Origin of the sequence: Paenibacillus sp. AR247 (assembly GCF_002968895.1) — a bacterium.
Taxonomy (GTDB): Bacteria; Bacillota; Bacilli; order Paenibacillales; family Paenibacillaceae; genus Paenibacillus_AQ; species Paenibacillus_AQ favisporus.
The window spans coordinates 34,511-44,604 of the sequence record NZ_PCZT01000003.1 but is presented as its reverse complement, the minus strand read 5'-3'; the positions used below and the strand labels follow the sequence as shown (position 1 = coordinate 44,604).

Here is a 10,094-nt window from a genome sequence, read left to right as displayed (position 1 = left end):
CTCCGGACCGCAGACTGCACCGGCGTTCATGGGGTAATCGTGCCGAAACGCCGGTCGGCTCAGGTTACCGCGACCGTGTCCAAGACGTCCGCCGGCGCCGCCGAATACGTCCTGGTCGCACGCGTAACGAACCTGGGGCAGACCATTGAGGAGCTGAAAGAGAGAGGGATTTGGGTCGTCGGTACCGACGTGTCGGCTTCCTCCGAGATGTACGACACGAATGTGTTTGACGGCCCCGTCGCCGTGGTTATCGGCAACGAAGGGAAAGGCATGGGCAGACTGATCCGCGAAAAATGCGATGTTTTGGTGAAACTCCCCATGAAAGGTCAAATCAACTCGCTTAACGCTTCCGTGGCCGCGGGAGTCGTGATGTACGAAGTTGTGCGCCGGCGCCGCACCCAAGGTTAGCCGGAATGGCGGCTTTGCGCGATGTACTTCTGGTCGATGGCTATAATATGATCGGCGGATGGCCGTCCCTTGCAGAGCTGTCGCAGATCAGCATGCAGGAGGCCAGGGACGAGCTGCTGGCCAGGCTGGCCGATTATCAGGCCTTTTCCGGAAGAAAAGTGATCGCGGTATTTGACGCCTACCGGGTGCCGGGGCTGGGCAAATCCTTTTCGCAGAGCAAGGTCCAGGTGTACTTTACGAAGGAGAAGGAGACGGCGGACGAATGCATTGAGCGTCTTGTTGGAGAGCTGACCCGCCGGAGCAGGCAGATCTATGTGGCGACCAGCGACTTGATCGAACAGCATGTCATCTTCGCGCGGGGAGCGCTTCGCTTGTCCGCCAGGGAGCTGCTGATCGAAGTGGAGAACAGCGAGCAGATGATCCAGAAGCGGATCAAGGAAGATCAGGCCAGATCGACGCGGAATACGCTGGACAGCAAGCTGTCGCCGGACATCCGCGAAATCTTCGAACGATGGCGGCGGGAATAGCCAACTTTTGTATGAAATGACAAATTTGCAGCTCTTGACAATTTTTCTATCGCTGTTCTTTTTTGGATAATCCGTGGTTGACGGCTTGGAGAGCATCATTTATACTGTTCGTATATTTCACGAGTAACGGGTACCTTGCGTTGCAGCCGGGGGGTTTCTTGGTGAGCGTCGACCTTAAAGAGTTAATGTTATCTGATTATGATTACAAGACGGATGAGGACGTAGTCGAATATTTCCGCGAGGGTGACAGTGAAGCGCTGGAGTACTTGATCAACAAGTACCGGAATTTCGTGCGGGCCAAAGCCAGATCTTATTTTCTGATCGGCGCCGACCGCGAGGATATCATCCAGGAAGGCATGATCGGTTTATACAAATCGATCCGTGATTTCAGAGGGGACAAGCAGTCCTCGTTCAAGGCTTTTGCCGAGCTGTGCATTACGAGGCAGATCATTACGGCGATCAAGACCGCGACGAGACAGAAGCATATCCCGTTGAATTCTTACGTGTCGTTGGACAAGCCTATCTATGATGAGGATTCCGACCGTACGCTGCTTGACGTGATTTGCGGCTCGCAGGTATGCGATCCGGAAGAGCTGATTATTAACCAGGAAGAGTTCGTCGGACTCGAGGACAAGATGTCCGAGATTCTGAGTGACTTGGAGCGCAAAGTGCTGATGCTGTATTTGGATGGCCGCTCCTATCAGGAAATTGCGGTGGATTTGAAACGGCATGTGAAATCGATCGATAATGCTCTGCAGCGGGTCAAGCGCAAGCTGGAGAGATATTTGGAAGTTCGCGACAATTGAACAGACGCTAAGGTGAAGAAAGGCTCGTAAGGAGTCTTTTTTTATTCACACCGGAAGTGCCGAGGTTTAACCTCTGGACGAATGAATCATACTGGTAAATGAATGCAGGCGGCTTATGATGAGAAAAAAGGCTTGAAACGACAGGGAATCGTGGTTTTTAAACGCGTATTGACAAGGCCATTCTTTCGTTGACATGGTTTGACCCTTGTGATAAAGTGTTTTAGGTAGGCCTAAATTCGCGTGTTTTAATGAATGAGAGAGCAAAGGCTTCGGCACGAGCTTAATCGTTCATTTCGCAGGAACGGTTTTTTTTCTTTTCAGCGATGAAAAGTTTAGGCTGTTTCCTACTAGGGATCAATATTGACTCTTCTGAAATAGAAGGACGTCTTCGGGAGGTGCACAGCATGCGGGTAATTATCACTTTGGCTTGTACGAATTGCAAACAAAGAAACTATACGACGACCAAAAACAAGCGAAATCACCCCGACCGCATGGAGATGAAGAAATTTTGCAAGTTTTGTAACGAGCAAACTCCTCATCGCGAAACCAGATAGTTTTTTGGAGGTGTAGTCGGCGTGAAAGGTTTCAAGTCTCTGTTTTCCTTTTTCTCTGAAAGCTGGGCGGAACTTAAAAAAGTTCGCTGGCCTAATCGTAAAGAGTTGACGAATTACACGCTTATCGTACTTGGCACCATTGCGATCGTCACGATTTATTTTTGGGTTCTAGATATCGGCATTTCCGCTGTGATCGAAGCGATTATTTAAGAAGGGTCCCGGGTGGCTTGATATGGAAAAAAGATGGTACGTAGTTCATACCTACTCTGGGTATGAGAATAAGGTCAAAGCCAATTTGGAAAAACGCGTTGAGTCCATGGGCATGGAAGACAAGATTTTCCGCGTTCTTGTTCCGATGGAAGAAGAAGTGGTAAACAAGGACGGCAAGAAAAAGGTCGTCATGAGAAAGGTTTACCCCGGATATGTCTTGGTGGAAATGATCCAGACTGACGATTCCTGGTACGTTGTACGCAATACGCCAGGGGTTACGGGATTTGTCGGTTCGACGGGTTCGGGTTCCAAGCCGACGCCTTTGCTTCCGGAAGAAGTGGAACAGATTCTGAAGCATATGGGTATGGAAGAGCCGAAGCCGAAGATCGAATTCGATATTAAAGAATCCGTACGTATCAAAGTTGGTCCTTTTGCGAATTTTGTTGGCTCGGTAGAAGAAATTCTCGTCGACAAGAGCAAGCTGAAGGTACACGTCAACATGTTTGGACGGGAAACCCCGCTTGAGCTGGATTATACTCAGGTGGAGAAGATATAAAGTTCTTCAGGTTTCTTGTGGGAGGGCTTCGAGGCCCGCTAACCACTTTTGAAGGAGGTGTCTTACATGGCAAAGAAGGTAATCAAGGTTGTTAAACTGCAAATCCCTGCAGGTAAAGCGAATCCGGCGCCGCCAGTAGGTCCAGCATTGGGTCAAGCAGGTGTCAACATCATGGCATTCTGTAAAGAATTCAACGCTCGTACCGCTGATCAAGCTGGTCTGATCATTCCGGTTGAAATTTCGGTATTTGAGGATCGTTCCTTTACGTTCATTACCAAAACTCCACCGGCTGCAGTTCTGCTTCGCGTAGCTGCCAAAACTCCACCGGCTGCAGTTCTGCTTCGCGTAGCTGCCAAAATCGAGAAAGGTTCCGGCGAACCTAACAAGAAGAAAGTCGCTACCGTTAAACGCAGCACTGTCCGTGAAATCGCTGAGCAAAAAATGCCTGACCTGAACGCAGCTTCCGTTGAAGCAGCTATGCGTATGGTTGAAGGTACTGCGCGCAGCATGGGTATCACAATCGAAGACTAATCCGGTTTTTCTTGCGACACCCGGCCTATGAGGCCGGCACATGTGGGAGGAATATCCGCTAAAACCACAAAGGAGGAACAAACATGGCTAAACATGGTAAGAAGTATGTTGAAGCTGCCAAGCTGATCGACAGCGAAGCAGTATACGAGCCAGCAGAAGCTGTAGAGCTTGTGAAAAAGGCTGCGACTGCCAAGTTCGACGAAACCGTTGAAGTTGCAGTTCGTTTGGGTGTTGACCCACGTAAACAAGACCAAGCCGTTCGTGGTGTTGTTGTCCTGCCTCATGGCACGGGTAAAACACAACGCGTATTGGTATTTGCGAAAGGTGACAAAGCGAAGGAAGCGGAAGCGGCCGGCGCGGATTTTGTTGGCGATCAGGACATGATCAACAAGATCCAACAAGGCTGGTTCGAATTCGACGTCTGCGTCGCTACACCTGATATGATGAGCGAAGTCGGTAAACTGGGCCGTCTGCTCGGTGGTAAAGGCCTTATGCCTAACCCTAAAGCAGGAACAGTTACGTTCGATGTTGCCAAGGCTGTTCAAGAAATCAAAGCCGGTAAAATCGAATACCGTCTGGACAAAGCAGGTCAAATTCACGCACCGATCGGTAAAGTATCCTTTGATGCGGCCAAATTGAATGAGAACCTCAAATCTCTCATCGACGCACTCAACCGTGCTAAACCAGCTGCTGCAAAAGGTGTTTATCTGAAGGGGATCGCCGTATCCTCGACGATGGGACCAAGCGCACGCGTGAATACAGCAACCTTTAAATAAGTTATCGTTGACTCGTTCTGAGTTATCTGTTACTATATAAAAGTTGTTGTTTAGGTCCTTGTGACCGACCACTAAAGTTGAATATGCTTACCGTAGACAGTAGGTGCCTAAGGGCTTAATTTCCTACCGAGGTGTTGTGATAGAATATATATGATTTTCCTGCGCTTTGCCCGGACAATCATCATTCATCAGGCCTTCGTAAATCTACGGAGGCTTTTTACTTGCCTATGAAATCGGAGAAGCCAAGAGTACTCAGACTCGAAGCGGACTCCGACGTAGATCGAACTGGCGGCCGGCAAGTCCGGCTGGACAGTCATTGAAACTTTCAGGAGGTGTAGACATTGGCAAACGCAAAAGTGATTCAAGCGAAACAAGAAGCTGTAGATGCGGTAACTGCGAAATTGCGCGAAAGTGCAACGACAGTAGTGGCTGACTACCGCGGATTGAACGTTGCCCAAGCTACCGAACTGCGTAAGCAGCTTCGCGAAGCGGGTGTTGAATTCCAAGTGTTGAAGAACACTTTGCTGCGCCGTGCGACTGCCGCTGCTGAGCTGACTGAACTGGACGAAGTATTGACCGGTCCAACAGCTATCGCATTCAGTGCAGAAGACGCCGTAGCACCAGCTAAAATCCTTAACGATTTTGCTAAGAAGAACGAAGCTTTGAAACTGAAAGGTGCCGTGGTTGAAGGCCGTGTAGTCGGCGTTGACCAAATCAAGGCGCTGGCAGAACTGCCATCCCGCGAAGGTCTCCTTTCCATGCTCCTCAGCGTGCTTCAAGCTCCAGTTCGCAACTTCGCGCTTGCAGTTAAGGCTGTGGCTGAGAAAGAAGAGCAAGGAGCGTAAGCTTCCCGTTCTGACAGGTTAAAAGCAAACAAAAAATAATTTTATTATAAAATGGAGGTTCAACCATGAGTAAAGAGCAAATCTTGGAATCAATCAAAGGTATGACTGTTTTGGAACTGAACGACCTGGTTAAAGCAATCGAAGAAGAATTCGGCGTAACTGCTGCAGCTCCAGTAGCTGTAGTTGGTGGCGGCGCTGGCGCAGCTGAAGCTGCTGAGCAAACTGAATTCGACGTAATCCTGGCTAACGCTGGTGCTTCCAAAATCAACGTTATCAAAGCCGTTCGCGAAATCACAGGTCTTGGCTTGAAAGAAGCTAAAGAACTCGTTGACAACGCTCCAAAACCACTGAAAGAAAAAGTTGGTAAAGAAGAAGCTGAATCCGTTAAAGCTAAATTGGAAGAAGCAGGCGCTACTGTAGAAGTGAAGTAATTCCTTCTCAGTTGAAGCACATAGCAAACCCCTTGATCATTCAAGGGGTTTGTTTTGTAAAACCGCATCCCTTGTGACTAAACGACTAGAACCAGGGGATCCTGTGTAATGAAACCAAGGATTCGGAGGGAAAGCATGTCACAGCATTACTATTCCAACCAGCCCGAAGCCGGACATGACCGGCGGAGTCTGGAAGAGCGACTGCGGGGTGCAGTCTACAAGTTCACGAGCGATGCCGGGGTGTTTTCCAAGAAGGGAATTGATTTTGGCAGCAAGGTACTGATCGAAGCGATGGATATTCCGCAGGGGGCCGAGGTTCTGGATGTGGGCTGCGGGTACGGTCCTATCGGACTGGTGGCGGCAAGACTGGCCGGGGATGGGCATGTGACGATGCTGGATGTGAACAGCCGTGCAGTGGAACTCGCCAAGGAAAATGCCAGGCTGAACGGAATTACGAACGTGACGATTCTGGAGAGCGATCTGCTGCAGCAGGTAGAAGGGAAAGCCTTCGATGTCATCCTGACCAATCCGCCGATTCGTGCCGGCAAGGAAACGGTGCATCGGATTTTCGAGCAGGCGTATGAGCATCTTCGTGAAGGTGGATCCTTGTGGATCGTGATTCAGAAGAAGCAGGGGGCACCATCGGCAAAGGCGAAGCTGGAGAGCTTGTTCGCACAGGTGGAGGAAGTCACCAAGGATAAAGGGTACCGGATTTTTAAGGCTACAAAATCTTTTCAATAATATGCAATAGGACTATTGACTTGAAAAATCATGTGTGATATTATTATAAAATGTCAGTATTAGGATAGGCTTCTTGTCTTTAGTTGGCTGAAATGTCAATAGTTTTTATGCGGAGATATGCATAAAATAGGGCATGTCCACGTATAATATGTACATTTTGGGCAAATCTACTGGATATGAAGTCACTTCTATGTTTAGAAGGCAAGACCATGGATAAGTTGCTCTTTGTTCGAAAGCATTCGGGTAAGGGCTTTTCTTTATTTGTGGATGAATCCTCTGCATGAATCCATTATAAGGTTCCAAACAGAGGTTCGCAATCAATTTTTAAAGTGAGTAGACATGAGGGGTGAGTTAAAGTTGGCAGGACATCTTGTTCAGTATGGTCGACGCACTCGGCGAAGTTATGCACGAATTAATGAAGTACTTGAGATTCCGAACCTGATCGAAATCCAACAGAAATCATATGAATGGTTTTTGGAGGAAGGATTGCGCGAAATGTTCCAGGATATCTCGCCAATTCAGGATTTTACGGGCAATTTGGTGCTGGAGTTCATCGACTACAGCCTGGGCGAACCCAAATACACCGTCGATGACGCGAAAGAGCGTGACGTGACGTATGCGGCACCGCTTCGGGTGAAAGTACGGCTCATCAACAAAGAAACCGGAGAAGTCAAAGAACAGGAAGTATTCATGGGAGATTTCCCGCTGATGACGGAGACCGGTACATTTATTATCAACGGTGCAGAACGGGTCATTGTCAGCCAGTTGGTACGCTCTCCTAGCGTCTATTTCAGCACGAAAGTCGATAAAAACGGTAAGAAAACCTACACTGCAACGGTGATTCCAAACCGTGGTGCCTGGCTTGAACTGGAGACGGATGCAAAGGACATCATGTATGTCCGGATCGACCGTACCCGTAAAATCCCGGTTACCGTTTTGCTGCGGGCGCTTGGTTTCGGCAGCGACGCCGAAATTTTGGACCTGCTCGGCAACGACGAATACATCCGCAACACGCTGGACAAAGACAACACCGATTCCACGGAAAAAGCGCTCATCGAAATTTACGAACGCCTCCGTCCGGGCGAGCCGCCTACGCTCGACAATGCGAAGAGCTTGCTGGTAGCGCGCTTCTTTGATCCAAAGCGTTATGACCTGGCCAATGTCGGCCGCTATAAAATCAATAAAAAGCTGCATATCAAGAACCGTCTGTTCAACCAGCGTCTTGCTGAATCGCTGATCGATACCGATACCGGTGAGATCATTGCCGAAGCCGGACAAATGGTGGACCGCCGTCTCCTTGACGAAATCCTGCCGCACCTGGAGAAGAATGTCGGACACAAGACGTACCATGTTGCCAATGGTGTGCTTGATGCCGATGACATTCCGATGCAAAGTATCGACGTATTCTCCCCGATCGAAGACGGCAAGGTCGTCAAAGTGATTGCGAACGGTAATATTGATAAATCGGTTAAACATATTACGCCTGCTGATATTATTTCCTCGATCAGCTACTTTATTAACTTGCTGCATGGCATCGGCGACACGGACGATATTGACCACCTCGGTAACCGTCGTCTGCGTTCGGTCGGTGAACTGCTGCAGAACCAGTTCCGTATCGGTCTGTCCCGTATGGAACGTGTCGTACGCGAAAGAATGTCCATCCAGGATGCGAATGTCATCACGCCGCAAGCCCTGATCAACATTCGACCGGTTATCGCGTCGATCAAAGAGTTCTTCGGAAGCTCCCAGCTGTCCCAGTTTATGGACCAGACCAACCCGCTTGCTGAACTGACGCATAAACGCCGTCTGTCTGCACTCGGACCCGGCGGTTTGACGCGTGAGCGCGCGGGCTTTGAAGTTCGTGACGTCCATCACAGTCACTACGGCCGGATGTGTCCAATCGAGACACCGGAAGGTCCGAACATCGGCTTGATCAACTCCTTGTCTACGTTCGCACGGATCAACGAATACGGCTTTATCGAAGCTCCGTACCGTTGGGTCGATCCGAAGACAGGTGTTGTAACAGATCAGATCGACTACCTGACAGCTGACGAGGAAGACAACTATGTGGTCGCACAGGCAAACGCGAAGCTGAATGAAGACGGCACGTTTGCGGAGGATATGGTTATCGTCCGTTACAACAAGCAGTCTGACAACATCTTGCCGATGCCGAGCGAACGCGTGGATTACATGGACGTTTCGCCGAAACAGGTCGTGTCGGTCGCAACGGCGCTCATTCCGTTCCTCGAGAACGATGACTCCAACCGCGCCCTGATGGGATCGAACATGCAGCGTCAGGCTGTGCCGCTTCTCGTGCCTAAAGCTCCGCTGGTTGGTACAGGAATGGAACACAAGTCTGCAAAGGATTCCGGGGTATGTATCGTTTCCAAATATGACGGTGTAGTTGAACGTTCTTCCGCCAACGAAATCTGGGTGCGCCGCATCGAGACCGTGGACGGCAAAGAAGTCAAAGGCGACATCGTTAAACATAAATTACACAAATTTATGCGTTCGAACCAAGGCACATGCATCAACCAGCGTCCGATCGTGAAGAGAGGCGACGTCATCAAGAAGGGCGACATCCTCGCGGACGGACCTTCGACGGAAATGGGCGAGTTGGCTCTTGGACGTAACGTTGTCGTAGCATTCATGACCTGGGAAGGTTATAACTACGAGGATGCCATCCTCCTCAGCGAGAAGCTGGTGAAGGAAGATGTGTACACTTCGATTCACATCGAGGAATACGAATCCGAAGCGCGCGACACCAAGCTCGGACCGGAAGAAATTACCCGCGATATTCCGAACGTCGGCGAGGAAGCTCTTAAGAACCTCGACGAGCGCGGCATTATCCGGATCGGTGCCGAAATCAGCGCCGGCGACATTCTCGTCGGTAAAGTTACACCGAAAGGCGTAACGGAGCTGACGGCGGAAGAGCGCCTGCTTCACGCCATCTTCGGTGAGAAGGCGCGTGAAGTGCGCGACACTCCCTGCGCGTACCGCATGGTAGTGACGGGATTATCGTGGACGTCAAAGTGTTTACCCGTGAGAACGGCGACGAGCTGCCTCCTGGTGTAAACCAACTGGTTCGGGTGTACATCGCTCAGAAGCGTAAAATTTCTGAAGGTGACAAAATGGCCGGACGTCACGGTAACAAAGGGGTCGTGGCCCGAATCCTGCCGGAAGAAGATATGCCGTTCCTGCCGGACGGTACGCCGGTACAGGTCGTACTGAACCCGCTGGGGGTACCTTCCCGGATGAACATCGGGCAGGTTCTGGAAGTCCACTTGGGCTTTGCGGCCATGCGTCTTGGTATTCACGTGGCTACGCCGGTATTCGACGGTGCCAATGAATATGATGTATTTGACACCATGGAAGAAGCCGGCATGCAGCGCAACGGTAAGACGCGTCTGTACGACGGCCGCACGGGCGAGATGTTCGAACGTGAAGTTACCGTCGGCGTCATGCACATGATCAAGCTGGCCCACATGGTTGACGATAAAATCCATGCCCGTTCAACTGGACCATACTCGCTCGTTACGCAGCAGCCTCTGGGTGGTAAAGCCCAGTTCGGTGGACAGCGCTTCGGTGAGATGGAAGTTTGGGCGCTGGAAGCATACGGCGCCGCATATACACTGCAAGAGATCCTGACCGTCAAATCCGACGATGTGGTCGGCCGGGTGAAAACCTACGAGTCCATCGTTAAAGGCGA

The 10,094-nt window shown here is 50.3% G+C and carries 12 protein-coding genes, 1 pseudogene and 1 other annotated feature; all 13 genes and pseudogenes read left to right on the top strand.

Annotated features, from left to right (window positions below; translation table 11 throughout):
* The coding region (rlmB, locus tag CPT76_RS03175; protein ID WP_105441906.1) for a 23S rRNA (guanosine(2251)-2'-O)-methyltransferase RlmB at nucleotides 1–408 on the top strand (408 nt) is incomplete at its 5' end.
* A gap of 5 nt (nucleotides 409–413) precedes the next feature.
* Nucleotides 414–935 carry an NYN domain-containing protein gene (locus tag CPT76_RS03170; RefSeq protein ID WP_076176718.1) on the top strand — a complete coding sequence of 174 codons (522 nt, stop codon included), beginning with the start codon at nucleotides 414–416 and terminating at the stop codon, nucleotides 933–935.
* A gap of 161 nt (nucleotides 936–1,096) precedes the next feature.
* Nucleotides 1,097–1,741, top strand: coding sequence for an RNA polymerase sporulation sigma factor SigH (gene sigH / locus CPT76_RS03165; protein ID WP_076176719.1), 645 nt, complete (start codon nucleotides 1,097–1,099; stop codon nucleotides 1,739–1,741).
* Between the two features lie 404 nt (nucleotides 1,742–2,145).
* Nucleotides 2,146–2,295: a 50S ribosomal protein L33 gene (gene rpmG / locus CPT76_RS03160; RefSeq protein WP_076176720.1), complete on the top strand. Its 150-nt coding sequence runs from the start codon at nucleotides 2,146–2,148 to the stop codon at nucleotides 2,293–2,295.
* Nucleotides 2,296–2,316: 21 nt separating this feature from the next.
* A complete protein-coding gene (secE, locus tag CPT76_RS03155) occupies nucleotides 2,317–2,505 on the top strand; it encodes a preprotein translocase subunit SecE (RefSeq protein ID WP_076176721.1) in 189 nt (62 codons plus the stop codon).
* Between the two features lie 22 nt (nucleotides 2,506–2,527).
* Complete coding sequence (gene nusG, locus CPT76_RS03150) at nucleotides 2,528–3,061, top strand: transcription termination/antitermination protein NusG (protein ID WP_076176722.1); 534 nt, start codon at nucleotides 2,528–2,530, stop codon at nucleotides 3,059–3,061.
* A gap of 66 nt (nucleotides 3,062–3,127) precedes the next feature.
* Nucleotides 3,128–3,592 (top strand): 50S ribosomal protein L11, encoded by a 465-nt coding sequence (locus tag CPT76_RS03145; protein ID WP_105441905.1) that lies wholly within the window; start codon nucleotides 3,128–3,130, stop codon nucleotides 3,590–3,592.
* An 83-nt stretch (nucleotides 3,593–3,675) separates the two neighbouring features.
* Nucleotides 3,676–4,368, top strand: coding sequence for a 50S ribosomal protein L1 (rplA, locus tag CPT76_RS03140; protein WP_076176724.1), 693 nt, complete (start codon nucleotides 3,676–3,678; stop codon nucleotides 4,366–4,368).
* Between the two features lie 72 nt (nucleotides 4,369–4,440).
* Nucleotides 4,441–4,597, top strand: a sequence feature (ribosomal protein L10 leader region).
* A 112-nt stretch (nucleotides 4,598–4,709) separates the two neighbouring features.
* Nucleotides 4,710–5,213 carry a 50S ribosomal protein L10 gene (gene rplJ / locus CPT76_RS03135; RefSeq protein ID WP_076176725.1) on the top strand — a complete coding sequence of 168 codons (504 nt, stop codon included), beginning with the start codon at nucleotides 4,710–4,712 and terminating at the stop codon, nucleotides 5,211–5,213.
* A gap of 65 nt (nucleotides 5,214–5,278) precedes the next feature.
* Complete coding sequence (gene rplL, locus CPT76_RS03130) at nucleotides 5,279–5,644, top strand: 50S ribosomal protein L7/L12 (RefSeq protein WP_076176726.1); 366 nt, start codon at nucleotides 5,279–5,281, stop codon at nucleotides 5,642–5,644.
* A 135-nt stretch (nucleotides 5,645–5,779) separates the two neighbouring features.
* Nucleotides 5,780–6,385: a class I SAM-dependent methyltransferase gene (locus CPT76_RS03125; RefSeq protein WP_105441904.1), complete on the top strand. Its 606-nt coding sequence runs from the start codon at nucleotides 5,780–5,782 to the stop codon at nucleotides 6,383–6,385.
* Between the two features lie 339 nt (nucleotides 6,386–6,724).
* Nucleotides 6,725–9,891 (top strand): annotated as a pseudogene (rpoB, locus tag CPT76_RS03120) (DNA-directed RNA polymerase subunit beta); the annotation flags it as partial.
* On the top strand, nucleotides 9,871–10,094 hold a 224-nt coding region (locus CPT76_RS41845; RefSeq protein ID WP_374954595.1), incomplete at its 3' end, for a DNA-directed RNA polymerase subunit beta. The pseudogene rpoB and the gene CPT76_RS41845, both read left to right, overlap by 21 nt.